The organism is Bacillus sp. Root920 (genome assembly GCF_001429445.1).
GTDB lineage: Bacteria > Bacillota > Bacilli > Bacillales > Bacillaceae > Bacillus > Bacillus safensis.
Genome location: NZ_LMJV01000007.1, coordinates 275,092 through 300,645, shown reverse-complemented (window position 1 = coordinate 300,645; position 25,554 = coordinate 275,092). Strand labels below are relative to the sequence as shown.

The following is a 25,554-nucleotide window of genomic DNA, read 5'->3' as shown; positions in this document are numbered from 1 at the left end:
AATGTATCCAGATTTAGAAGGAAAAACAGTTCTGATTACAGGTGCAGGTACAGGGATTGGTCAAGCGATGGCCCGCCGATTTGGACAAGAAAAAGCCAATGTGGTGATTAATTACTTCTCTGATAAAGAAAATCCAGATGATACCATTGCAGAAATTCAAAAACATGGCGGAAAGGCTGTGAAAATCAAGGGAGACGTATCAAAGGAAGAGGATATGCAGGCGATGATTGATAAAGCCGTTGATACATTCGGCAGTCTTGATGTGATGATCAATAACGCAGGCATTGAAAATGAAGTACCCTCTACAGAAATGACGCTGGATAATTGGAACAAAGTAATGTCTACCAATTTAACAGGCATGTTTCTAGGGTGCCGTGATGCACTGAAGTATATGACGGATCATGGAATAGAAGGCTCGATCATTAATATGTCGTCGGTTCATCAGCAAATTCCTTGGCCTCATTTTGTCCATTATGCAGCTAGTAAAGGAGGCGCAAAGCTTTTGACAGAAACATTGGCGCTTGAATATGCCCCTAAAAAAATCCGTGTAAACAGCATTGCACCAGGCGCTATTGATACCCCGATTAATGCGGAGAAATTCGATGATCCAGCATTGAAAAAAGGCGTGATTGAGCTGATTCCAATCGGCTATATTGGAAAACCAGAAGAAGTGGCAGCATGCGCTGTCTGGCTGGCATCAAAAGAGGCGAGCTATGTCACAGGCCTGACGTTATATGTAGACGGCGGCATGACAAAGTATCCTGGGTTCCAGGCAGGAAAAGGATAAGATAATTAAGAAAAAGAGCGTATTGTACGCTCTTTTTTATATTAAATACAGACAAATGAAATTAAATGTCTAGACATTTAAAAATAAAAATATATAATATTAATTGGAAGCGCTTTTATTACAACAATGGGGTGAGAGAAATGAAACGTATTTTATTAGCATGCAGTTCGGGAATGTCTACGAGTTTACTAGTGACAAAAATGAAAGCACATGCCGATTCAATTGGGGACGAAGCAGAAATTTGGGCAGTTGGTCAAGATCAAGCAAAAAAAGAAATGGCGAATGCAGATGTTGTGTTAATCGGACCGCAAATGAGCTTTTTAAAAGGAGACCTCCAAAAAGAAGCAACAAAATACGGGATTGAGGTAGAGGTCATTGATATGCAGGCATACGGGCTTGCCGATGGACAAAAAGCATATGAACAGGCACTTACATTGATGGGGGAATCTTAAAGGATGGAAAAGAAAACACTGGAAGGGCTCACGGAGGAACAAGTGAGCTTTCAATTGATCTTACACAGCGGGAATGCACGCAGCAAATTGCTTCAGGCTCTGAAACAATATCGAGAAGGTCTAGAAGAAGAAGCTTTTAGTCATATGAAAGAAGCGGAAGAAGATTTACGGCTTGCACATGACATCCATTTTCAACTCGTGCAGAAAGAGGCAGGAGGAGAAACAACATCCTTTTCCCTATTGCTCATGCACGCTGAAGATCATTTAATGTCGACCATTACCATCAAGGAGCTTGTGGGAGAGCTTCTGCCGATATTCCAATCGCTTAAACAATAAAGGGTGTAAACAAGGGGGGAAACCAATGTTTGATAAAATAAGTGCCATTTTGGTTCCGATTGCTGGGAGATTGAACAACAACCGATATTTAGGCGTATTACGTGATGCCTTTATGCTTGCGTTCCCGCTCACCATCTTTGGTTCCATTATGGTTGTGCTGATGAATTTGCCATTTTTAGATAGAATCATGAGTAAAACCGTACTGGAGGGCGTCCAGTCTGCACTGAATATCGCACCAAGTGCGACCATCAGCATTATGAGTGTGTTTGTTGTATTTGGGATTGGCTACTATTTATCAAAAAGCTATGATGTAGAAGCTGTCTTTGGCGGCGTGATTGCTTTAGCCTCTTTCTTGCTTCTAACTCCGTTTTTACTAGAACAAGAAGGCGGTGCAACGATTGCAGGCGTTATCCCAGTTGATCGTTTAGGTGCAAAGGGGATGTTCCTAGGAATGATCACAGGCTTTTTGTCTGCTGAAATTTATCGTTATTTTGTCCAAAAGAAATTTGTGATCAATATGCCGCAAGGGGTTCCGCCAGCTGTTTCCAAGTCTTTTGCTGCACTGATCCCGGCTACTTTGACACTTACAACCTTTTTGCTCATTAATATCATCATTACACAAGGCTTCAAAACAAATATGCATGATTTGATTTATCATGCCATTCAGGCGCCGCTTGTCGGTCTTGGAAGCGGTATTATTCCGACGTTGATCGCTGTTTTCTTTATACAAATTCTTTGGTTCTTTGGGCTTCATGGCCAAATTATTATCAACTCTGTCATGGATCCGATTTGGAATACATTGTCCATTCAAAACCTAGAGAGCTACACAAAAACAGGTGAGGTTCCTAATATCATCAGCAAGCAGTTTATTGAAATCTATACGGTTGGAATGGGTGGAACCGGTATGACGCTTGCTGTTGTGTTTACGATTTTAATTTTCCTGAAAAGTAAGCAATTAAAACAAGTAGCCAAGCTTGGCTTAGGACCAGGATTATTTAACGTCAATGAACCGATTATCTTTGGTTTACCGATTGTCATGAATCCGCTTATTCTCATTCCGTGGATTTTGGCGCCAATGGTCATTACATGTATTACTTATTTTGCGATGGCATCAGGGATTGTACCGCCGCCGACAGGCGTGAATATCCCATGGACAGTGCCGATCTTTATTAGCGGAATGATGGCAACAAATTCACTAGCGGGCGGACTGCTTCAGTTGTTTAACCTGATGATTGTGTTTGTCATTTGGTTCCCGTTCCTGAAATTTATTGACCGTATGAATGTGAAAAATGAAAAAATAACGACAACAGAAAAAACGAAGGCAGCAAACATCAAAGGTGAAGGAGACTCAATACATGTCGATGGAAACTAACAAGCAATCATATACATTTCCAGAAGGTTTCTGGTGGGGATCTTCTGCTTCTGCGACGCAAACAGAAGGGAGCGTCCCCGGCGATGGAAAGGGACCGAACATTTGGGATCATTGGTTTGAACAAGAGCCAACTCGTTTTTTTGATGGCGTAGGACCGGACGTGACATCTCAATTTTATCGAAAATATAAAGAGGATATCCGTCTCATGAAAGAAATTGGCCACAATTCATTTCGGTTGTCGATTTCATGGTCACGCCTTTTACCAGAAGGAACAGGTGCTGTGAATGAAGAAGCGGTGTCTTTTTATAATGATGTGATCAATGAACTGATTGCACATGATATCGAGCCATTTGTGAACCTGTACCATTTCGATATGCCAATGGCGCTGCAGGAGAAAGGCGGCTGGGTGAACAGACAGGTGGTCGATGATTATGTGAGCTATGCAACATTATGCTTCCAATTATTTGGCGACCGGGTGAAAAAATGGTTTACCCATAACGAACCGATTGTTCCTGTAGAAGGCGGATATATGTATAGCTTTCATTATCCAAACGAAGTTGATTTCCAAAAGGCTGTACAGGTCGGTTTTCATGAACTTTTATCAAATGCGAAGGCGATTGCGGCTTATAAAAAGCTGCAGCAAGGCGGTAAGATTGGCATCATCCTAAACCTGACTCCTTCGTACCCGCGAAGCCAGCATCCGCGCGATGTAGAAGCAGCAGAGATGGCCGATGCTTTCTTTAACCGTTCCTTCTTAGATCCTGCGGTGAAGGGGCATTTCCCGGAAAAGCTAGTAGAAGTCTTAAAGAAAGAAGGCTTTATGCCAAGTATGGAAGAAGGGGACCTTGAGCTCATTCGAGAGAATACGATTGATCTTCTAGGCATCAACTATTATCAGCCAAGAAGAGTGAAAGCGAAAGAGCATATGCCGCATCCTCAAGCACCATTTATGCCAAACCATTATTTTGATTCTTTTGAGATGCCGGGAAGAAAAATGAATGTGTACCGAGGCTGGGAAATCTATGAAAAGGGCATTTACGACATATTGAAAAAAGTCCAAACAGACTATGATAATATTGAATGCTTTATATCTGAAAATGGAATGGGCGTCGAAGGAGAAGAGCGGTTTAAGGATGAAGAAGGAATGATTCATGACGATTACCGCATTGACTTTATTTCTGAGCATCTCAAATGGGTGCATCAAGCCATTCAAGAAGGAAGCAATGTGAAAGGCTATCATCTATGGACCTTTATGGACAACTGGTCCTGGTCGAATGCATATAAAAATCGTTATGGATTTGTCTCAGTTGATCTTCAAAAAGACGGGAAACGAACGATTAAGAAAAGCGGATACTGGTTTCAATCCGTTTCAAAGAATAACGGTTTTTAATCAAAATACTTGCTCTTTCCTTGAAAAGAACAAGTATTTTTCTTATGTGACGGTAAGTGGATGAAACAAAAATGGCTGGCACCTTTTAAGCTCACATCCCTTAGTGTAAAATGAGAGGAAGGCTAAAAAACGCCATATTTCCTTCTAGAATAAAGCGCTATGAAAAAACAAGTCAGTTGGTGGTGTGAGATGAAGAAGTACGAACTCATTTCAGAAGAAATCAGAAAACGAATAGGAACAGCCTATTATCCAGAAGATCAACCCATTCCAGATGAAAACTCGCTTGCCGCCGAATTTCAATGCAGCAGAATGACAATGAAACGTGCGCTTGATCTTCTCGTTGCAGAAGGTCTGCTCTTTAGAAAAAGAGGCCACGGTACATTTATTGTAAAGGCAGCGCTCAATCAAGGGGCAATCAATGTATCAGGCCATGAAAATAAAGGGTTCACAAAGGTCATGGCGGATAAAAACGTCACGACTCAAATCATTCATTTTGATGTCCATTTTCCAAGCGAAGAGGTGGCAGCCCATCTATCTATTGACTCAACCACACCTGTTTATGATATCATCCGGCTCCGTCTTGTGGATGAAGAGCCTTACGTATTAGAAAAAACGTTTATGCCTGTCAATCTCATTAAGGGCATAGATGAAGAAGTTCTACTGGGTTCTATCTATGGCTACATTTCAAATGAGCTTCATTTAAAAATAGCAGGTGCGCACAAGAAAATTAGGGCGGCTAAATCAGATCAGCTGGATCAGCAGTATTTAGGGTGTGACCCAACAGATCCTGTGCTTGAAGTCGAGCAGGTTGCTTATTTAAACGCAGGGCAGCCGTTTGAATACTCATTTAGCCATCATCGCTATGATAAATTTGACTTTTCAACGGTTGAAATCACGAAAACAGGACGTTAAAAAAAGAGCAGAACCCCCAAGGGAGACTGCTCTTTTTTCATTTGATTTTATATATTCCACCAATGGTATCCATCTTTTTCTAGAAGCTCATCAGCTTCTTTCGGTCCCATAGAACCAGCAGGATAGTTTGGTTTTAATGTTTTGCTTTCTGCCCATTTCTCAGAAATCGGATCAACGAAGTTCCAAGAAAGTGCCACCTCGTCCCAGTGAGCAAAGTTTGTTGCATCGCCTAGCAAGCAGTCATGAATCAGCTTTTCATATGCTTCTGGTGTATTCATGATGTCGTTATAGTTTGTTTGGTAGTCAAGCTTAATCGGTTTCGCATACGTGCCGCCATCGAGCTTGCGAGCATTCAGGTGAAGGGTGATGCCTTCATCTGGCTGAATATGAATGACGAGTAAGTTTGGATGCATGGCATTTCCGTTTCCATAGTATAGGTTCATTGGAATGTCTTTAAATTGAACTACGATTTGAGTAGATTTCTTTTCTAACCGTTTTCCTGTCCGAATGTAAAATGGCACCCCGGCCCATCTAAAGTTATCAATCAGCAGTTTCCCTGCCACAAATGTTTCTGTGTTTGAGTTCGGGTCAACATTTTGCTCTTTCAGATAAGAAGGAACCTCGCTGCCATCAATCGTACCAGTATCATACTGTCCGCGGACAAAGAATTGATCGACCTCATCTTTAGAAAAAGGACGAAGAGCGCGCAATACTTTCCGTTTTTCGCTGCGGATTTCCTCTGTATTGAGTTTAATTGGCGGCTCCATTGCTAAAAGGGCAACCATTTGAAGCATATGGTTTTGGACCATATCTCTTAGTGCACCAGAATTTTCGTAATATCGAGCCCGGTCTTCAACCCCTAATGATTCACTGGATGTAATTTGAATGTTTGAGATATAGCGGTTTGTCCAAAGCGGTTCAAAGATAGCATTCGCAAAGCGGATGACCTCAATGTTTTGAACCATTTGTTTACCAAGGTAGTGGTCAATACGATAAATTTGATCTTCTGTGAATGCATCACGAATTTCTTCATTTAATGTTTTGGCACTTGGCAGATCATGCCCAAATGGCTTTTCAATGACAAGTCGTGACCAGCCGGTTGTTTCTGATACGCCCTCACTCTTTAGGAACTTCGCAATCGTTCCGAAGAATTCCGGTGCCATAGCTAAATAGAACATGCGGTTATTTGGAATACTGTACGTATCTTCAAGACCTGTTAGAAGCGTGTTAAGCGCTTGATAGGAAGCAGGGCTTGATACGTCAAAATCGTGATAATAGAAATGTGAAATGAATTCTTCTGTTTTCGCTTCTGCATCATCAGAAGAAACAGATTCCTTTACCACAGCTCTGAGGTCCTCATGAGACCATGGACGGCGTCCAACTCCGACAACAGCGAATTGATCACCTAGCTTTCCGCTATGATAAAGTCTATGTATAGAAGGGTAGAGCTTGCGTTTGGCAAGGTCTCCTGTTGCGCCAAAAATGACAATGACTGCTTTAGGGTTGTTAGTTTCTGTATTCACGAGAAGTACCTCACTTTATTCGTAGCATTGTTGTAAAAACCGAGAATGTATGTACATTTTCTTTATTTTAAAGCTTCATTGTTCGTAAAGCAAACATTTGATTCGACTTTTTCTGCTCTCGTTTCACTTTTTTCAAAAATTCCGCTGAATTCACATTTACCTTGTCTTCATGTATTCTATATGAATGAAGATATTGTATACCGGCTTTAGGAGGAAAAGTAATGGAACTGCTCTTTTTAGGAACAGGTGCAGGCATTCCTGCAAAAACAAGAAACGTCACTTGCACAGCGCTAAAGCTTTTAGAAGAAAGAAATGCAGTGTGGCTTTTTGATTGCGGAGAAGCAACGCAGCACCAAATCTTACATACAACGATTAAACCGAGAAAGATCGAGAAAATATTTATCACACATATGCACGGTGATCATGTATATGGCCTTCCGGGACTCCTTGGCAGCAGATCCTTTCAAGGCGGAGAGGATGAATTGACGATCTATGGACCAAAGGGCATTAAGGCCTTTGTGAACGCAGCACTTTCAGCCTCGCAAACGCATTTGACATATCCGCTGCATATCATAGAAATAGATGAAGGGGTCGTGTTTGAAGACGATACCTTTCAAGTAGAAGCAAGAAGAGTCTCTCACGGGATTCCAGCTTACGGCTATCGGGTTGTGGAAAAAGATATGCCTGGTTCATTAAAAGCCGAAGACCTAAAAGAAATCGGTGTAAAACCTGGACCTTTGTATCAGAAGTTGAAAAATGGGGAAACCGTGACACTCGAAGATGGAAGAACCATTGATGGAACCGATTATTTGGAACCCCCTAAAAAAGGGAGAATCGTTGCATTTTCAGGAGATACCCGTTTGTGCGAGAATATAACAAGGCTTGCCAAAAATGCGGATGTGTTAGTCCATGAAGCAACATTCGGTAAAGAAGATGCAGATTTAGCTTACAATTATTATCACAGTACAACAGAACAAGCAGCGAAAACAGCAGAGGAAGCAGGCGCAAAAAGGCTCATTTTGACCCATATAAGTGCACGGTACCAAGGAGAAGAGGCACTGAAACAACTGTTGAAAGAAGCCCGCGATATATTCCCGCTGACAGAAGCTGCACATGATTTCTCTTCTTTCCCCATTGAACGCACCCTGTAAAAATTGGATGAATCGTCAAAAAAAGTTGTGTGATTTTTTTGATATTTATGATGACGCTCTTTTTCAGGTAGTGGTAAAATGGTGAAGAAAAACAAATGACGAATTAAACTATGAAGAATACGGGAGGCACAATCAAAGATGAGCGGTTTTACAGCATTAAGTGAAGCAGAATTGAATGACCTATATGTGGCACTACAAAATGAGTATGAAACTTACAAAAGTAAAAACTTGCACTTAGACATGTCTAGAGGGAAGCCTTCACCAAAACAGCTCGATTTGTCTATGGGCATGCTCGATGTTGTGACATCAAAGGATGCAATGACAGCTGAAGATGGCACAGATGTGCGAAACTATGGCGGCTTGACAGGCCTTCCTGAAACGAAGAAATTTTTTGCAGAAGTACTCAATTTAAAACCAGAACAAATCATCATCGGCGGTAACTCAAGCCTGAATATGATGCATGATACCATTGCACGTGCGATGACTCACGGCGTATGTGACAGCAAAACACCTTGGGGAGAGCTGCCAAAGGTAAAGTTCCTTGCACCAAGCCCAGGGTATGACCGTCATTTTGCCATTTGTGAGCTATTTAACATAGAGATGATCACGGTCGATATGAAGGCTGATGGACCTGATATGGATCAGGTAGAAAAATTGGTCGCAGAAGATGAAGCGATTAAAGGCATTTGGTGTGTACCTAAATATAGCAATCCAGACGGCATTACGTATTCAGATGAAGTCGTTGACCGCCTAGCTTCAATGAAAACAAAAGCAGACGACTTCCGCATTTTTTGGGATGATGCATATGCAGTCCACCATCTAACGGATACACCTGATACGTTAAAAGATATTTTTCAAGCAATTGAAGAGGCAGGATACCCGAACCGTGTATTTATGTTTGCGTCTACATCTAAAATTACATTCCCAGGCTCAGGTGTTGCACTGATGGCGTCTAGCCCTGACAATGTAAGCTTCACTCAAAAGCAATTATCGATTCAAACGATCGGACCAGACAAAATTAATCAACTAAGACATCTTCGTTTCTTCCAAAATCCAGAAGGTTTGAAGGAACATATGAAAAAGCATGCAGCGATCATTAAGCCAAAATTTGATCTCGTTCTTTCCATTCTTGACGAAAAACTTGGAGGGAAAGACATTGCTGAATGGCACAAGCCAAATGGTGGATATTTCATTAGTTTAAATACACTTGATCATTGTGCAAAAGCTGTTGTACAAAAAGCAAAAGAAGCAGGTGTCACAATGACAGGTGCAGGTGCAACATACCCATATGGAAAAGATCCGCTTGATCGTAACATTCGCATTGCACCAACATTCCCGGCTCTTGAAGAACTAGAGCAAGCGATTGACATCTTTACATTATGTGTTCAGCTTGTCAGTATTGAAAAGCTGCTTTCAGAAAAAAGTCAATCTGCTCCAACGGCATAAATAAAGGAAACTCCTTGACTCATAACGGGTCAAGGAGTTTTTTATTTTAATTAGCCGTTTGATAATAGGAGACAGGTTGCTTGGCTGCGCACCATACATCATAGATAGCAAGCTGTACAATATGCGGTTCATCATGATGAATATAGTGCGAGCTGTTTTGCGCCTGAATCCATCCGCTTTGGGATGACAAAGACAGCATGCGTTTATGAAGTCTGAGCCAAGCTTCATGAGCTGGGTGAAACAATCGGCTCTTACCTGATGAAATGACAAGAAGCGGCATCATTCCATAATGGGTTTGCTCCTCTTTGATTGTGCTTAGCATTTGCTGAAAGTCCTCATGCGTACATTCTGCTGTAAACTGCGCCATATATGAAGTGCGTTCTTCCTTTGATAAAAGCGGCAGGATCACCTGCTCTTGCTCCTCACTTGCCGGGTCTAACAGCACCATACCAATGACATCATCTCCTCTGCGGCTTGCCCATAACCGGCTGACAAGAGAGCCAAATGAGTGAGCGACAATAAGAAATGGCGGCTGAATATTGGCTTCTTTCAGCAGTGCATCTAAATCATCAGCGAGGTCATGCAAGGTTCTTCCTTCACCGCTCTCACTGCTCTTTCCATTTCCTAAACGGTCGTATAAGAAAACCCCAAGCTCTGGGTCAATATCACGTGCCATATTCGACCACGTGTCACTAGAAATGCCGTAGCCTGCTTCAAAGATAATCGTGGCTTGCCTTTTGCCTTGACGATGTTTTGTATAAAAGTGGTGTCCATCTATATGATACATTTTTTCAATCATTGCCGAATTCATTCTTCCATCTCCTCTAAGTGGTTCTTTAGCTAAAAGACGGCACAAAAGGCAGATATGTTTCTCTTAAAAACAAAAAAGATGCCTATTTCGAAAAATAGACACCTTTTTTCCTAAGAGCTTTTACCAAGCGCGATCATATTGACGCGGGCTTTCGATGGATGTACGGAGCTCTTGAGCAGCTGTTTTCGGGAAGTATGGATCCCGTAAAAATTCTCTGCCAATAAAGATCAAATCCGCACGCTGATTTTGTAAAATCTCCTCTGCCTGTACACCAGATGTAATCAGACCGACAGCTGCTGTTTGAATGCCGGCACTTTCTTTTATTTTCTCTGCGAATGTTACTTGGTAGCCGGGGAATGTGTTGATTTTCGCCTGCACGACAGCACCTGAGCTGACATCAATTAAGTCGACACCTTGCTCTTTGAGCCAAGTGGCAATCCCAATATAATCTGCAATATCAAGTCCTTTTGTCGTGTAATCAGAAGCTGACACACGGACAAATAAAGGTCCGTCCCATACGGCGTTGACTGCGTCTACGACTTCTCTTAAGAAACGATAACGGTTCTCTGGTGAACCGCCATAGTCGTCTGTTCGGTGATTCGCCAGCGGTGAAAGAAATTCATTGATTAAATAGCCATGTGCACCATGAATTTCAATGATGTCAAAACCCGCTTTTTTTGCCCGTACAGCTGCATCCTGAAACGCCTGAACGGTATCTTTGATTTGATCAACAGACATCTCGACAGGGGTTTTAGATGTTTCATCAAATGGGATGCTTGATGGTGCAAGAATGTCTCCATCAAGTTCAGCCTTACGTCCTGCATGGGCTAGCTGGATGGCTGTCTTCGTTCCGTACGCTTTGATTTGTTCGTTTAATGAAGCGAATCCTTCGATGTGCTCATCGCTCCAAATACCGAGGTCTTGATCACTAATTCTTCCCTCAGGAGATACAGCACTTGCTTCCACCATGATGAGACCAGCCTGACCTTGTGCACGGGAAATATAATGTGTGAAGTGGAAAGGCTGTAATTTCCCATCACGGTCATAGGATGAATACATACACATCGGGGACATCACGATGCGGTTTTTCAGTGTAACACCTTTTAATGTCCAAGGTGAAAAGAGTTTTGTTTCCAAATACCTTCGCCTCCTCATGGAATTGTATAGCCGATTATAACAGCCATTCAAACTTTCGTCATAAAAGGTGCTCAAAGAATATAGCTTTTATACACGTTTTTGTATAATGGAGAGATAGAGACATCAAAGGGGGAGAACGGATGAAATGGCAAACAGAGAGTGAACTAAGGGAGCTCCTGACAGCTCTTATGCAGTATGAAAGCATATCAGGTACAACAGGAGAAGTCGCGTTAGCGGAATATTTATATTATTTGCTAAGGGAGCGGCCTTATTTTGAGCAGAACCCTGATCATTTGGCTTTGCATCCGATGAAAGATGGCCGGTATTATTTAACGGCACTTGTGAAGCGCAGTACGCTGCGGCGTACCGTGCTGCTTCTTAGTCACTTTGATGTAGTCGATACAGAAGATTACGGCGAATTTCAAAACATGGCATGCAAGCCTGAAGAGTTAATGGCTTCCTTTTCGCAAAAAAGTGAGCTTCTTCCAAAGAGGGCAAGAGAGGACCTTGCTTCAGGCGACTGGCTGTTTGGAAGAGGGGCCATGGATATGAAAGCAGGTCTCACCGTGCAGCTTTCTATGCTGGAAAGAGCGATGACAGGAACATTTGATGGAAATGTCCTGCTCGTCACAGTTCCTGATGAAGAAGTGAATTCACAAGGAATGCTTGAGGCTGTGCCGAAATTAAAAGAGCTTAGAGAAAAACATGATCTTGACTATACCGCGTGTTTAAACAGTGAGCCGATGTTTGAAAAGTATCCAGGGGATGAACATCATTATATGTATACAGGCAGTATAGGAAAGGTATTAGCCGGATTTTTCTGTAAAGGGATTGAAACACATGTAGGAGAGCCTTTCTCAGGATTAAATGCGAATTTTATGGTATCTGAACTAAACCGGCTGTTAGAGCTCAATAGTGATTATTGTGAGGAAGTAGATGGTGAAGTAACGCCGCCTCCAACGAACTTAATGCAAAAGGACTTGAAAGAAGCCTATTCCGTTCAAACACCTCACACAGCCGTATCTTTATTTAATGTGCTCATGATGAAACGTTCAAGTGAAGAACTGCACGGACTTCTCTATGAAACTGCGAAACAAGCAGCAGACCAAATCGAGGCCAATCTTCAGCAAAAAACAGCGGACTTTCAGCGCTTTAAACACTTTACTCCAATTGACACTCAGGTGACGGTTCTTACGTATCACGAGCTGTATCAAAAAGCCGCAGAACGCTCTGGTGAACAGGAAGTCGAGCGCATTGTCAACTATGCATTCGCCAACCGAGGTGAACTTGGAGATCGAGATTTTTCAACGAAAATTGTCTCGGAGCTGACGACGCTATGTAAGGAAGAAGGCCCGCTGATTGTTCTATTTTATAGTCCGCCATTTTACCCTTCTGTGTCCTCAACAGAAGATCCGCATATTCAGAAGACATTCAAGAAGATTCAAAAAGAGGCAAAAGAGGTATATGGACTTGAAGTAGAGGAAGTGAAATATTTCCCGGGATTGTCTGATTTAAGTTACTTACAGCTCGAGAAGCAGGAAGTAGGTCATTATACAACCAATATGCCGCTTTACCAAAAAGGCTATTCTTTACCGCAAGGAGAAAAGGAAGCCCTTTACGTTCCAGTCATCAACGTAGGTCCACTAGGAAAGGACCCGCACAAATGGACAGAGCGGCTGCACGTCCCGTTCTCTTTTGGCATTTTGCCAGAATTGCTAGAATCAACGATTCATGCTTTATTAGAGAAAAAATAAGTAGATGTAATGAAGAGCTCTATCTTGATGATAGGGCTTCTATTTAATAAATAGAAAATGATATTAAAGAAGACTTATATTTATTTGAAGGGGGGTAAGAAAATTAAATGGAAACTGGGAAATTAACAAAAACAGACATCATCACATCGCTTCAGGAAAGTATGAGTGAACTAGAGAAGCTAGTGGAGGCTTGTGATGATTATACACTGGATCGATCTTTAGGGGAGGAGAAATGGTCAATCAAGCAGCTCACCGGGCATTTGTATGACACAGAAGAAGTCTGGTCAGAGCGGATAGAACAGGCGATATCAGATCATCACACGCCCTTTCAATCATATGATCCTGAAAGGTATGTGAAAGAAAGAGCGTATGAATGGTATAACGCAGAGGAGATCAAAGCATTGATCAAACGGATGAAAGAGAGAAGAAACAACACGCTTCGGCTATTAGAAAAAGATATATGGGAACAATCCGGTCTGCATCCGGAAGAAGGAGTGATGACCGTCCAAGTATTAGCTGAAACCATCGCTTTACATGAACAACATCATCTGGATCAAATCAAAGCCATCATGTCAATGAGGCAGTGAAAAGCACCTGTCATCAAAACAGGTGCTTTTCAATTTCATTTATACGTACTTGCTGAAAACATTTCGTTTAATTCTGCTGCGCGTTTAGTGGCTGTTTTGACACAATCGACAACGGCCTCTTCAAATTGATAGGCAGCCAGTGTGTTCAGGCCGGCTTCTGTTGTTCCGCCTTCACTTGTGATTTCTTTGCGCAGTTCGGCCGGCTCTTTTCCGCTGTCTTGAAGCATATTAGCGGCGCCCGCAATCATTTGGCAAATGAGTAATTTCGCAGTTGCTTGGTCCATTCCAAGTTCTGAGGCACCTCGCTCCATTCCTTCAATCAAATGATAAATGAAGGCAGGGCCGCTGCCTGCGATGGCTGTCACAGCATTTAGCTGCGATTCATCTAATACTGTGACATGCCCGATCGTTTCAAACAGCTCGACGGCCTTTTTCTTTTGCTCCTCTGTCACTTCATGACTTACGGCAATACCAGTTGCTGACTGCTGAATCGCCGCTGATGTATTTGGCATCGCACGAACGACTGCACTCTTTCCGCCAGCATAGTGTTGAATCGTTTCAATAGAAATACCCGCTAAAATAGAAATGATCAGCTGTCCATGTAAATGAGGACGGACTTCAGAAATTCCGCTTTCTGCATCCTTCGGTTTTAAGGCAAAAACGAGAATATCCGCTTCTTCATAAATAAAGGACCGAGCGAAATCCGTTTTGACCCCATAACGCGCCTGTAATTCCTCTAATCGTTTTTCATTCGTTTTGTTTGTCACAATGATATCTTCATTCGACATCATGCCGCTTTTTAATAAACCTTTGATCATAGACTCTGCCATTGAGCCTGCACCGATAAATCCAATTTTACTCATAAGCTGCTCCTCCTTGTAGAAAATAAAAAAACCTCTCGCCTGAAAAGGACGAAAGGTTTTTCGCGGTACCACCCTCAATTAGCATGCAAACATGCATACTCAGCTCTAGTCCCTTAACGCGGGAAACGTTTAGGTTTGCCTAACAGCTCAAAGGGCAGGTTCAGCAAATAAGAGGATGGTGAAGTCTTTCAGCCGGCGGACCTCACTCTCTTGCATCATTATTTTGCTTACTAATCCTTGTCATCGCGCATCATATATTTGTTGTTCATTATGCAACGATGGACAAGTTTATGTCAATAGGGGCAGTTAAAAAAATTGCCCGTCTAAACCGCATGACAGTCTGCCTTTTGCAAGATACAATGAAGTAAGAAGGCTTAAGTACCCACAATCATGAGTCAAAAAGCAGGAGATGACGTATAAAAGTGAAAGAAGACATCATTCAATTATCCATCCCCACGCCGTTTGCTGTTGGGGATGTGTATGCATATGTATTAAAAGGAGAGGCCGTAACCTTAGTTGATTGCGGGCCGATGACAGAAGAGGCAGAGCATGCTTTTGTCACGCAATTAAAGGAACATCGTTTATCGATAGACGATATTGATCAGGTGGTGCTGACCCATCATCATGCAGATCATGTCGGTCTGTTAAATCTGATGAAACCTCATGTCCGTGTAATCGGACACCAGCTAAATGAGCCGTATATTAGTCAGGATCCAGTGTTTAAGCAGCGCCAAGTGGACTTTATGATTCCTTTTTTTCAGCAGTTAGGTGTCCCGCTTCGGCAAAATGAGTGTGAAAAAATGGTGAAGCAATCTTATACATATTCTTGTACTTCACATGTAGATGAGATCATAAAAGAAGGTGATCGTTTAAGCGGGCATGAACACTTCTTTGTGATGGAAACACCCGGACACGCACAATCTCATCTTTCTTTTTTAGATGAAAGAACGGGGAATTTTATTGGCGGCGACCTGCTTTTGACGACCATTTCTTCAAATCCGTTAATGGAAGCACCGTATAAGGGCGAGGAACGTCAAAAATCACTGCTTCAATATAAAGCATCACTCAATCGGTTATTGCGTCTGCCAATCAAGACGATTTATCCAGGACACGGTCAGCTCATCACGTCCCACCATGAATTGATTGAAGAAAGATTTAAAAAACAAGAGAAACGAGCAAATACGATGTATCAGCTGCTTAAACAAAAAGAAATGACGGCCTTTCATCTTTGCCGCAAGCTATTTCCTGTGATGTATGAAGAGGCCTTGTTTTTAACGATGTCTGAGACAGTCGGGCAGCTGGATGTGCTCTTAGAGGCTGGGCGAATTGAAGAAATGCAAAAAGACGGAATCGTCTATTACAGAGCAAACTAAGGAGTGAGACACATGGGGCGATTGACAGGAAAAAGGATTTGGATTACTGGCGCATCTGGGGGCATTGGTGAAAAAATGGCGTGCTTGGCAGCAGAAGAAGGCGCAGAGGTCATTATTTCAGCAAGACGAGTGGAAAAGCTTACTAGTGTGAAAGAAAAAATTATGAGTGCTGGCGGGGTGTGTCACATCGCTCAGCTAGATGTCAGCCAGCTTGAGGACATTGATCGCGCGTATGAAGAAGTGGGGCCGGTCGATATTTTGGTCAACAATGCCGGCTTTGGCGTATTCGATCTCGTCGAAGATGCCTCCATAGAGGAAATGGTGTCGATGTTTGAGGTGAATGTGTTTGGCTTAATCGCCTGCACGAAAAAGGTCATCCCTGAGATGAAACAAAGAGGGCAGGGACATATTATCAATATCGCATCCCAGGCAGGAAAGATTGCGACACCCAAATCAGCGATTTATTCCGCATCAAAGCATGCCGTTCTTGGGTTTTCAAACAGCCTCCGAATGGAGCTGGCAGACTCAGGCATTCACTTGACGACGGTCAACCCAGGACCAATTGCCACAGACTTCTTTACCATCGCTGACCGCAGCGGTGAATATGTGAAGAACGTTGATTTTATGATGCTGAGTGCGGACAAGGTGGCAGGGAAGGTCGTATCTGCCATGATGACGAAAAAGAGAGAGATTAATCTGCCTGGCTGGATGAATGCTGGCAGCAAATTGTATCAGTTATTCCCATTTTTATTTGAAAAAGCAGCACGAAAAGCGATGATGAAAAAATAATAAAAAAGAAACCAGTTTTGAACTGGTTTCTTTTTTTGAGGTATGGCTTCATTGTGACACTTTCTATATCCGTCTTGCCGCTTGCTGAAGCGGGTCCCATACACTGTTAAACGGCGGTGCATAGCTAATATCTAAATCTTCAAGATCTGTTATGGTCAGCTCTTGGTAAAGGGCAGCCGCCACGATATCGATCCGTTTATCTACACCGTTTCTGCCGATGATTTGGGCACCAAGCAAAGTATGGTCATCGCTTCTGTAAATCAGTTTCACTTTCATTTTCTGCGCTTCTGGGTAATACTTCGCGTGATCTGTACTATCAATGGTGATGACGGAGAAAGGAATGTCCGCCTCTTTTGCTTCTTTTTCTGATAAGCCTGTTCGTCCCGCTGTCACGTCCATAAATTTCATGACGGCTGTTCCAGTCACGCCTTGAAACGCCCGGTTTGTCCCTGTCATATGAAAGCCTGCGATTCTCCCTTGTTTATTCGCAGTTGTGCCGAGCGGAATATAATCCAGTGATTTTTTGATGCGGTGATAGGTTGCAGCGCAATCACCGGCAGCATAAATGTCTTTTATATTGGTTTGCATGTATTCATTGACTGCAATAGCGCCATTTTGAAGACGCTTGATTCCGGTATTATGTAAAAAGGAGGTTTGCGGAGTGACACCGATGGCCATGATGACCATATCTGTTTGAATGGTTTGTTTGTCTGTGATAACAGCTGTGACATGTGACTTGCCTTCTAATTGCTGTACCGTTTCTCCAAGCGATACGTGAATGCCCTTGGCGTCAGCCTCTTCTTTAAGGTATTTTGCCATATCGGAGTCAAAGCCCGCGCCGAGTGCTGCTCCCCGCTGAATGATATGTACGTTTTTTCCGAGCGCTTTTAAATTTTCAGCCATTTCAAGGCCGATATATCCACCGCCAATGATCGTGACATGTGTGATGTCCTTTTTTAAATGGTCTAAAATGGACAGCGCATGCGGGATGGTTTTTAATACGTGTACGCCTTCTAATGGCTGGCTGTCTAAATCCAGTGTGACAGGGCTTGCTCCTGTCGCAATTAAGAGGCGGTCGTAGCATTCTGTAAAGGGTTCTTTTGTTTTCGTATGATGACCCGACACTGTTTTTTGCTCTGGGTCAATGGAGGTCACTTCGTGTAAGCATCTGGCGTCAATTCCATATTTCTCACGAAAGGTTTCAGCACTGCGTGCGATCAGCTTTCTGTGATCATCAATGAGACCGCCGATCAAGTAGGGGAGTCCGCACTGTCCATATGAGAAAATCTCTCCTTTTTCAAAAGCGACAATGTATGCATTTGGATCCTCTCTATATATTTGCATAGCGCAGCTCATTCCAGCTGCATCTCCGCCAATCATCACATATTTCATTTAGTGTGCTCCCTTCTATCTATCGTACTGAATACTCTTATTTACCCTCATATTCCTTTTTTTAATGCTTTTTTTTCGCAAAACAAGCAAACTTTCGTTGAAAAATAAAGACAGCGCCTTCATTTTAAGCTACAATCGGATTATCGTCTTTTTGGGTTACGAGTTTAGTGAAGATTGGTGGGAAAGACTTTGAGTGACACGCGACTAGATTTTAATACGCTATACACGCGCCATACGAGAGAGGCCTGGGCAGCTCTTGGAGAATATATGCCGGTATCTGTTTCAGAAGAGGAAGCAAGAGCGCTGCAAGGGTTAAATGACTATTTATCGCTTGAAGAAGTTCGAGATATTTACATACCGCTTATTCGTTTTCTGACATTACATGTCTTTGCAGAAAAACAAAAAAACCAGCATGTGAATGCCTTTTTAAACTACCCGCATCATGCCAAAATTCCCTTTTTAATTGGGATTGCTGGAAGTGTAGCTGTCGGGAAAAGCACAACGGCTCGTATCATTGAAACGCTTTTATCTAGGCTTGGAGATGGGCTGAAGGTGAGTCTTGTGACAACAGATGGCTTTTTATATCCTCAAAAAGAATTAAAGGATCGAGGGCTGATGGAAAAGAAAGGCTTCCCGGAAAGCTATGATGTCAAAGCCCTGCTGTCTTTTTTGAATGAATTAAAATCAGGTAAACAAACTGTGCATGCCCCGGTATATTCGCATCTGACCTATGACCGGCTTGAAGGGGTGTATGAAACAGTAGAGGATGCGGATATTGTCATTATTGAAGGAATCAATGTGCTCCAATCACCAGCGCTGGATGATCTGAAGGATGAACCGCGTGTGTTTGTATCCGATTTCTTTGATTTTTCGATTTATGTAGACGCCGCTGAAACGCAAATTCAATCATGGTATAAAGAACGATTTCGTTTGTTAAGAGAAACAGCCTTCCAAGACCCTGAATCCTTCTTTCATCAATATAAAGATTTGACGGATGAAGAGGCAGATCAAATGGCAAGCACCATTTGGAATACCGTGAACCGCCCTAATTTATATCAAAATATTTTACCGACAAAATATCGGGCTGATCTCATTTTGAAAAAAGGGGATCAGCACAAGGTGGAAGAGATCGCCATCCGCCGGGTATAAAGAAAAAACCGCTCAAACGAGAGAGCGGTTTTTTTAATGATCTCCACTTACTTTAACAGCTATGGCTGCTGCCGATCGCTTTTTTAGACGGTAATATCCAATGAGTAAGAATGGAACGCCTGCGATGGTGATCATTGACAAGACCGTAAAAATGGAGAGGGGATGGGCTGCGCCAAAATAGTCAATGCACAGTCCGCCGACAAATGGTCCGATGACACTGCCGAGCTGAGAAAATCCCATCGCCCCAAAGTACGATCCTTTCACTTCAGGCTTTGCAATATTGTCTACAAAAAGATCCATCATCGCAAACAGCAGAACCTCCCCAATCGTAAACACGACAATGATGAAAGCAAGCATGCCGAGACTTTGTGAAAAAGCAATGGCAAACAAACTGCCGGCAAGAAGAATATTCCCGGTGGTCAGCGACAAAATGGTGGAGTAGCGCTTCGCAATCATGATGAGCGGATATTGTACGACAATGACAACCACTGCATTTAAAGATAAAAGATATCCAAACAGTTTAGGACCATCCTCAATCATAGGTGACGCTGATAAGTATTGAGGCAGCGTTGAGCTTAAATGCGAATACCCGAACGAACATAAGGTAACGCCGATGAGGATGATACTAAAGACCGTATCTTTTTGGATAATGGAAAGGGCTTTTTTGACGCTGATTTGTTTCGTACTTTCTGGAGCAGCAACTGGATGCTTCTGAAATTGCCAGGCCAGTGTTAATCCATATAACAAATAAATGAAGGCAGCGACAAGAAATGGAAACGTTGTTTTCGATGACCCGAGATATAAGCCAAGCAGCGGGCCGAAGATCACCCCGATATTAATGGCCGTATACCGTAAATTAAAAACAAACAACCGAATACTTGATGGGGTGACATCAGATAAGAGTGCCTTAGACGTCGGTTCAAACAGTGCCCGGCACAGTCCATTTAAAGCGTTCATGAGAAAGAAGACCCAAATGGCATCTGCAAACGCAAAGCCAACAAAGACAAGTGTCCAGCCGAAGATGGATAGAAGCATGACCTTTTTCCTGCCGATTCGGTCAGAAACATAGCCGCCGTAAAAACTCGCCACGATCCCAATAAGGGAGCTCACGGCAATGATTAACCCAGCTGAAGAAGCTGAAGCCCCTTTGACTTGGGTCAAATAAACGGCCAAAAAAGGAATGCTCATGGACGTCGCCATTCGGCCGAATATGGTGCCGATGATGATCGTCCAACTAAGTGGATGTAAAGTACGTAAGTTATTTTTCATGATGTTTCTCCCCTGAGTGTTAAGATGTTCCAATCATACATGAAAAATTGTGCAAATTAAATACACAATTTGATGGAGGAGACATCCGTCATATGGCAGAGGAGGCCCGAATAGCTCGCAAATTTGGAGAGCATGTTTTTTTCTGCCGATGCTTCTAGTCTTTTAGATCTTCTGATTCGTATGGTCATTTAAAGACAATTTAATCAAGATCAATCGCGACAATTTGCTGCAAGGACAGGTGGAGAACATCTTCATCATTGACGATTTTTATGCGCTGCGTTTCATAATGAATGGTTTTCACCCAGCCCCAAAACTGCTGTTTCATACCTGCTGCAGCATATGTTACGCAAATCGCTTGGTCCTCTGTAATCGACTGTGTGATCAAAAAATTCATTTCCTCTAGCTGATCAGTGCTCAGCGGAGGAGGTGTGTATTCTTTTTTCTTTCGTTTTTGAGCAAGCAGCTGTTCACGGTGCTCTGGGAGCATCATTCGGCTTGATTCCCACATGATGTTGTATCCAGGTGTTAATTTATTGGGATTCATGGCTGTTCGCCTCCGTTATTTGTAATGTCCACCAATTTTTTCGGCGCGGTGATACGCCTGCCCTGCGCTTGTTAGTGACGAGGCGTGCAAGAGTGCAGCAGGTCCATACTTCATATGGATCGCATCAAATACTTTGCTGAGTCTGTCTTTTTTGAAATGGTGATCAAATAAACTCAGCTGATAGTGGCTGTCAGGCTGCAGCTGCGAGAGAGTAATGCCTACACTGCGAATGGGCTCGCCGTCCCAGTGCTGCTGGCATAGCTGAATGGCTGCGTCTGCAATATCTCTCCCGTACTGTGTGGGTGAATGGAGCTTGATTTGTCTATGAAATCCAGTCGGATGAGAAAAATCAGCGCCTCTTATGCCAACAGCCACCGTTTGTCCAACATAATGCTTAAAGCGCGCACGTCTTGCCACTTCTTCACTCAATTCAAGAATGGCGACTTTGATGTCCTCAAAAGACGCATAATCATGGGGAAGGGTCATATGATGCCCAACCGCTTTTTGCTGATCATGTGTGTGAAGAGTGACCGGGGAGGGATCGTGTCCTAAAGCTGTTCGCTGCAGAAGCTCCCCGTTGATTCCCCAGCGTTTTTTTAGCCGGTCTAACGGATAAGCAGCAAGTGTCCCGATGGTACTGATGCCCATTCGTTTTAAATGATGCTCCATCCGTTTGCCGACACCAAATAATTTTCCAATCGGAAGCGGCCATAAATCATCCGCAACCCGGTCTGCACGAAGTTCATAGATGCCAGATTTGTTTTTTTTAGCAAAATGATCACAGGCCATTTTAGCGAGCACTTTATTAGGACCAATGCCAACACGTGCGTAAATGCCTGTCTGGTTCATAATGGTCGTTTGTATATTTTGAGCGATCTCGCGGGGCGAACCGAGTAGTGTCACACTTCCCGTAATATCGAGAAACTGTTCATCAATTGAATAGGGTTCGACAAGATCCGTGTATTGTTCAAGCAGTTCTGTCATCATGACAGAGACATCAAGGTAGCGCTGCATACGTGGACGTACGACGACGGCTTCAGGGCATTTCTCCTGTGCTTCCCATAATCTTGATGCATTTTGTACGCCCCGTTTTTTAGCGAGCGGGCAGGCCGCAAGTACGACCCCGCTCCGTCGCTCGGGATCTCCTGAGACGATGAGCGGCACATCCTTCAAATGGGGAGCCTCCACTTTTTCGACTGACGCATAAAACGACTGCATATCCACAAGCAGAATGGCTCGTTCATTCATGATTTTCACCTCTTAGAACGTATGTTCTGTATACATTTTAACCGCCCGAAGGTGAAATTGATACTGGTAAATCATTCAAAGAGAAGAGTGTAAATCCATACAAAAAAGACGAAGTGTCTCCACTTCGTCTCATCTGGGGAAAATGAGTCGTTTTAAGCATGTGCCAAGTTGTTGGATGTTTGGAGCGGCTCAGAACGCAAACGATAGGCCGTTAGTTTTTTCTTAGGCTTATGGGTAAACTGCCGCACCACATCCACGTGGTCATCGTAATGATACAGATAAAGGGTTACATCATGCTTGCCAAGCTTTGTTTGCATGGTAAGCGGCGCCGGCCCTTCCTGCGGATGAAGAAAACGCTCTTCGTCACCAGGATAAATATAATAGCGTTCAATAAAGATCGCATCATTAAAATGTTGAATAATTTCGGATGTTTGCTGATCATCGAGTGGACGTCCTTGAAACGTCATCGTTGTTTGATCACTTGTTACTTTTGCATGCACCGCATAACGACTAAAAAGGCGTTCAACAACACCCGAAGGCAGCGAAGTGACAAGCAGCTTTAAAAGACTAAACACAACAAGTGAAGTAACAATCCAAACCAATATCATCATCTCCAATAAACGTTTGTTCCATTTCCTATATGATCCATCTTAACATAACAAAAGAATAAAACTTTCGCACAAAAAGTGAACTTTTTGAAATAAGTGTGAAGATTTTAAAGGAGATGACAGCGAAAGAACGAAGAACCAACAAAGCTGAAGGGAAAAAAGGCTGATACATCACCTTTACAAACAATTGATCAGACAGGTAGACTATTGAAACAGTTGATTTTTGTGAAACGGTACAGCTAAAAATAAAAAGGGGCGAGGCCATCATGATACGTCAAGTAAAGCCGTCAGATTTTTATGCGGTCACATCCGTCATTCAAAGCTGGTGGGGAGGCAGAGATTTACGCGCGAAATTGCCAAAGCTATTTTTCGAACATTTTCAGCAAACAAGTTTTGTCGTTGTTGAAAAAGGTGAACTGATCGGCTTTCTAGTCGGTTTTTTATCGCAATCGCATTCAGATGAAGCGTATATTCACTTTGTTGGGGTACATCCAGACCACCGGAAATTGAAGATTGGCAAAATTCTCTATCAAGCGTTTTATGAAGCGGCTGAAAAGGAAGGAAGAACAACGATTAAGGCTATTACAGCTCCTGTCAATAAAGTCTCGATTGCTTACCATACAAAGCTCGGTTTTCAGATAGAAAAGGGAGATAAAACAGTGGATGGTATTTCAGTTTTTTCAGATTACGACGGCATTCATGAAGACCGGGTGCTATTTGTGAAAAAGCTGGAGGCGAAAGCATGATCATCAGACTGGATCAAAAAAATGAAGAACAAGCGAAAGAGCTGTTACATATCCAATTGGCTGCATATCAGCGGGAGGCAGAACAAATTGGCTATCAAGATTTACCGCCCTTAAAAGAAACAATTCAAGACATAATAGAAACAGATGAGATTTTCATAGGCTTTGAAAAAGAGGGGCATTTGTTAGGAATCGCTTCATATGAACTGCATGATGATCGGATCATCCTCAGCCGGTTAGCTGTGCACCCACAACATGTCAATCAAGGAATCGGGACAGCGCTCCTGCAATCCATTATCCAGTATCAAAAAACAGTCGAGCTCACAACAGCAGAGGCAAATACACCAGCAATCAAGCTTTATGAAAAACTAGGGTTTAAACAGAAGGCCCGTTTGCAGGTGGAAAACAAGCTGATGTTAACAAAGATGGAACGTTTGATGCTTCGAAAGGTGGAAGTGATTGAATACCAATCGAGCTGGCCAAAACAATTTCAAGATGAGCATGACAAGCTGAAAAAGATAGTTGGCGACAACTGGGTATATGGCCACCATATTGGCAGTACGTCAGTCATAGGAATGGCGGCTAAGCCAATTATTGATATCTTGCTAGAGGTGAAGCATATCAGCACCTTAGATGAGTGTAACCCCCTGTTTCGCCAGCTTGGATATGAACCGCTCGGAGAAAATGGACTCAAGGGAAGACGTTTTTTTAGAAAAGGCGGCTTGAACCGAACACATCACGTTCACGCCTATGAAGCCGGACATGATGATATAAAAAGGCATTTGGTGTTCCGAGATTATTTAAAAGCTGCACCTGATCGTGCCAAAGCCTATGCAGATAAAAAGCGTCAATTGGCAAAAGCCTATCCTGAAGATATGGCAAGTTATATCAAAGGAAAAGATGAGCTCATTAAAGAAATTGAACAAGAAGCGTACAATTGGTCAGACCAGTTAAAGACAAATGATCAGACATAAGAGCTAACAGGGCGTGAACATGTTTAATTGATGACTGATATGTTACAATGTAACAATCAACGAAAAAAGGATGTTCGGCATGTATATTCATATAACAGAACCAGCAGCAGCGTTCCTTACAAAACAACAAGCAGGGCATGAATCAAAAGAACTGCTCCTTCGATATGATTCAGATGGGTGCGGCTGTGCGGTAAGCGGTGTCCCAATGATTTGGCTCACAGGTGAAAGAACAGGCGAATGGGAAGAACTCAAGCATAATCAGCTCTTTAAGCTGTACATACACACAGCACAAAAGGTCTTTTTTGACGAGGAAATGACGATTGATTTTAACGAAAAAGCCAACACACTCATGTTGAAAAGTCCTCAACAAATACTCAGCCCGAGAATGGGTATACTTGTAAAGTAAGGTGGAAATGTAGTGGATCAAAAGCTAAAAGTGATACAAAATACGGCACAAAATAAAACATGGGTGTCGTTTTTAAATAACAATCATCCCTATAGCCTTTTGCACTGGTCAATAGGTGGAATGGATTCGGTGAAAAAGGATGTTTGGCTTCTTCAAGATGAAGTCACATTTGAAACAGAAGAATTTCCAACGCTCGAATTAGCTGTCAATTGGATCAAAGAGAATATGGACCAAGTAACAGATGTATTATAAAAGCCCTTTTTCGGAAGGGTTTTTTTCGTGCGTTCATCATCTCATCAAACCGCATGGCTGTCTAATCCGGAAAATGATCTTTTGGGAACGGAAAAAGCCGTTTTTCAACAAACAATTCGACAAAATGAGCAAGCTGGAAATAAAAAAATAATGGCTGTAAATGCCGAAAAATAGGCATTTGTAGCGTTAATTGCGGGATACCGAAAACTTTGCGAAAAATGACATTTCATATTTCTTCCATTCGAGGAAATGTGATAGAATACAACATGTATCGTATATGAGAAGG

The 25,554-nt window shown here is 42.6% G+C and carries 27 protein-coding genes and 1 other annotated feature; of the genes, 18 read left to right on the top strand and 9 right to left on the bottom strand.

The window, feature by feature from the left end:
* The first annotated feature begins 1 nt into the window (after position 1).
* From ASE42_RS12825 to ASE42_RS12800, 6 genes are all read left to right on the top strand, one after another.
* Positions 2-787, top strand: a complete 786-nt coding sequence (locus ASE42_RS12825) for an SDR family oxidoreductase (protein ID WP_056767269.1) — start codon at positions 2-4, stop codon at positions 785-787.
* Between the two features lie 140 nt (positions 788-927).
* On the top strand, positions 928-1,239 hold the full coding sequence (locus ASE42_RS12820; protein ID WP_024422905.1) for a PTS sugar transporter subunit IIB: 312 nt from the start codon (positions 928-930) through the stop codon (positions 1,237-1,239).
* A gap of 3 nt (positions 1,240-1,242) precedes the next feature.
* Positions 1,243-1,575 carry a PTS lactose/cellobiose transporter subunit IIA gene (locus tag ASE42_RS12815; protein WP_024422904.1) on the top strand — a complete coding sequence of 111 codons (333 nt, stop codon included), beginning with the start codon at positions 1,243-1,245 and terminating at the stop codon, positions 1,573-1,575.
* 25 nt (positions 1,576-1,600) lie between these two features.
* Complete coding sequence (gene celB / locus ASE42_RS12810; protein WP_024428031.1) at positions 1,601-2,947, top strand: PTS cellobiose transporter subunit IIC; 1,347 nt, start codon at positions 1,601-1,603, stop codon at positions 2,945-2,947.
* Positions 2,931-4,337, top strand: a complete 1,407-nt coding sequence (locus ASE42_RS12805; protein ID WP_029706057.1) for a glycoside hydrolase family 1 protein — start codon at positions 2,931-2,933, stop codon at positions 4,335-4,337. Before celB ends, ASE42_RS12805 begins: the two co-directional genes overlap by 17 nt.
* Before the next feature lie 189 nt (positions 4,338-4,526).
* A complete protein-coding gene (locus ASE42_RS12800; RefSeq protein ID WP_024428032.1) occupies positions 4,527-5,249 on the top strand; it encodes a GntR family transcriptional regulator in 723 nt (240 codons plus the stop codon).
* A gap of 47 nt (positions 5,250-5,296) precedes the next feature.
* Here ASE42_RS12800 and zwf read toward each other — a convergent pair whose 3' ends face one another.
* The gene (gene zwf, locus ASE42_RS12795; protein WP_024422901.1) at positions 5,297-6,772 is read right to left on the bottom strand and encodes a glucose-6-phosphate dehydrogenase; all 1,476 of its coding nucleotides are present in this window, start codon (positions 6,770-6,772) and stop codon (positions 5,297-5,299) included.
* A gap of 221 nt (positions 6,773-6,993) precedes the next feature.
* Here zwf and rnz point away from each other — a divergent pair, with 221 nt between their 5' ends.
* Together rnz and ASE42_RS12785 are read left to right on the top strand one after the other, a co-directional pair.
* Positions 6,994-7,923 (top strand): ribonuclease Z, encoded by a 930-nt coding sequence (rnz, locus tag ASE42_RS12790; RefSeq protein WP_056767266.1) that lies wholly within the window; start codon positions 6,994-6,996, stop codon positions 7,921-7,923.
* 138 nt (positions 7,924-8,061) lie between these two features.
* Positions 8,062-9,369, top strand: coding sequence for an aminotransferase class I/II-fold pyridoxal phosphate-dependent enzyme (locus ASE42_RS12785; protein ID WP_056767262.1), 1,308 nt, complete (start codon positions 8,062-8,064; stop codon positions 9,367-9,369).
* Between the two features lie 46 nt (positions 9,370-9,415).
* Here ASE42_RS12785 and ASE42_RS12780 read toward each other — a convergent pair whose 3' ends face one another.
* A complete protein-coding gene (locus ASE42_RS12780) occupies positions 9,416-10,180 on the bottom strand; it encodes an alpha/beta fold hydrolase (RefSeq protein ID WP_024422899.1) in 765 nt (254 codons plus the stop codon).
* 120 nt (positions 10,181-10,300) lie between these two features.
* Entirely contained in the window at positions 10,301-11,317 is a 1,017-nt protein-coding gene (namA, locus tag ASE42_RS12775; RefSeq protein WP_082580757.1) for an NADPH dehydrogenase NamA, read from the bottom strand.
* A 140-nt stretch (positions 11,318-11,457) separates the two neighbouring features.
* Here namA and ASE42_RS12770 point away from each other — a divergent pair, with 140 nt between their 5' ends.
* Both ASE42_RS12770 and ASE42_RS12765 read left to right on the top strand, forming a co-directional pair.
* Positions 11,458-13,071: a M20/M25/M40 family metallo-hydrolase gene (locus ASE42_RS12770; protein WP_056767253.1), complete on the top strand. Its 1,614-nt coding sequence runs from the start codon at positions 11,458-11,460 to the stop codon at positions 13,069-13,071.
* Positions 13,072-13,178: 107 nt separating this feature from the next.
* Complete coding sequence (locus ASE42_RS12765; protein ID WP_056767249.1) at positions 13,179-13,658, top strand: DinB family protein; 480 nt, start codon at positions 13,179-13,181, stop codon at positions 13,656-13,658.
* Positions 13,659-13,693: 35 nt separating this feature from the next.
* Here the strand turns inward: ASE42_RS12765 and proC are convergent, their stop codons facing one another.
* Positions 13,694-14,521: a pyrroline-5-carboxylate reductase gene (gene proC / locus ASE42_RS12760; protein ID WP_024428040.1), complete on the bottom strand. Its 828-nt coding sequence runs from the start codon at positions 14,519-14,521 to the stop codon at positions 13,694-13,696.
* A 41-nt stretch (positions 14,522-14,562) separates the two neighbouring features.
* Positions 14,563-14,774 (bottom strand) — a binding site (T-box leader).
* A 169-nt stretch (positions 14,775-14,943) separates the two neighbouring features.
* On the opposite strand from proC, the gene ASE42_RS12755 reads away from it, so the two are divergent.
* Entirely contained in the window at positions 14,944-15,894 is a 951-nt protein-coding gene (locus tag ASE42_RS12755; RefSeq protein ID WP_056767246.1) for an MBL fold metallo-hydrolase, read from the top strand.
* 12 nt (positions 15,895-15,906) lie between these two features.
* Positions 15,907-16,683, top strand: coding sequence for an SDR family NAD(P)-dependent oxidoreductase (locus ASE42_RS12750; protein WP_056767243.1), 777 nt, complete (start codon positions 15,907-15,909; stop codon positions 16,681-16,683).
* A 63-nt stretch (positions 16,684-16,746) separates the two neighbouring features.
* Here the strand turns inward: ASE42_RS12750 and ASE42_RS12745 are convergent, their stop codons facing one another.
* Positions 16,747-18,075 (bottom strand): CoA-disulfide reductase, encoded by a 1,329-nt coding sequence (locus tag ASE42_RS12745; RefSeq protein ID WP_056767240.1) that lies wholly within the window; start codon positions 18,073-18,075, stop codon positions 16,747-16,749.
* Between the two features lie 189 nt (positions 18,076-18,264).
* On the opposite strand from ASE42_RS12745, the gene coaA reads away from it, so the two are divergent.
* The gene (gene coaA / locus ASE42_RS12740) at positions 18,265-19,224 is read left to right on the top strand and encodes a type I pantothenate kinase (protein ID WP_024428044.1); all 960 of its coding nucleotides are present in this window, start codon (positions 18,265-18,267) and stop codon (positions 19,222-19,224) included.
* A gap of 33 nt (positions 19,225-19,257) precedes the next feature.
* Here coaA and ASE42_RS12735 read toward each other — a convergent pair whose 3' ends face one another.
* The 4 genes from ASE42_RS12735 to ASE42_RS12720 form a co-directional block, all read right to left on the bottom strand.
* Positions 19,258-20,493, bottom strand: coding sequence for an MDR family MFS transporter (locus ASE42_RS12735; RefSeq protein WP_024428045.1), 1,236 nt, complete (start codon positions 20,491-20,493; stop codon positions 19,258-19,260).
* Between the two features lie 199 nt (positions 20,494-20,692).
* On the bottom strand, positions 20,693-21,037 hold the full coding sequence (locus ASE42_RS12730) for a YolD-like family protein (RefSeq protein ID WP_024428046.1): 345 nt from the start codon (positions 21,035-21,037) through the stop codon (positions 20,693-20,695).
* Positions 21,038-21,052: 15 nt separating this feature from the next.
* Positions 21,053-22,285 (bottom strand): DNA polymerase IV, encoded by a 1,233-nt coding sequence (locus tag ASE42_RS12725; protein ID WP_041109696.1) that lies wholly within the window; start codon positions 22,283-22,285, stop codon positions 21,053-21,055.
* 152 nt (positions 22,286-22,437) lie between these two features.
* A complete protein-coding gene (locus ASE42_RS12720) occupies positions 22,438-22,887 on the bottom strand; it encodes a YfmQ family protein (protein WP_024422888.1) in 450 nt (149 codons plus the stop codon).
* 272 nt (positions 22,888-23,159) lie between these two features.
* Between ASE42_RS12720 and ASE42_RS12715 the strand changes: the two genes are divergently transcribed.
* The 5 genes from ASE42_RS12715 (at position 23,160) to ASE42_RS18935 (ending at position 25,442) form a co-directional block, all read left to right on the top strand.
* The gene (locus ASE42_RS12715) at positions 23,160-23,639 is read left to right on the top strand and encodes a GNAT family N-acetyltransferase (protein WP_024428048.1); all 480 of its coding nucleotides are present in this window, start codon (positions 23,160-23,162) and stop codon (positions 23,637-23,639) included.
* Positions 23,636-24,610 carry a GNAT family N-acetyltransferase gene (locus ASE42_RS12710; RefSeq protein ID WP_056767236.1) on the top strand — a complete coding sequence of 325 codons (975 nt, stop codon included), beginning with the start codon at positions 23,636-23,638 and terminating at the stop codon, positions 24,608-24,610. Before ASE42_RS12715 ends, ASE42_RS12710 begins: the two co-directional genes overlap by 4 nt.
* 79 nt (positions 24,611-24,689) lie before the next feature.
* On the top strand, positions 24,690-25,016 hold the full coding sequence (locus ASE42_RS12705) for an iron-sulfur cluster biosynthesis family protein (protein WP_025093021.1): 327 nt from the start codon (positions 24,690-24,692) through the stop codon (positions 25,014-25,016).
* A gap of 12 nt (positions 25,017-25,028) precedes the next feature.
* A complete protein-coding gene (locus tag ASE42_RS12700) occupies positions 25,029-25,268 on the top strand; it encodes a YqkC family protein (RefSeq protein WP_024422884.1) in 240 nt (79 codons plus the stop codon).
* A gap of 27 nt (positions 25,269-25,295) precedes the next feature.
* Positions 25,296-25,442 (top strand): hypothetical protein, encoded by a 147-nt coding sequence (locus tag ASE42_RS18935; RefSeq protein WP_155762198.1) that lies wholly within the window; start codon positions 25,296-25,298, stop codon positions 25,440-25,442.
* Positions 25,443-25,554 lie beyond the last annotated feature (112 nt).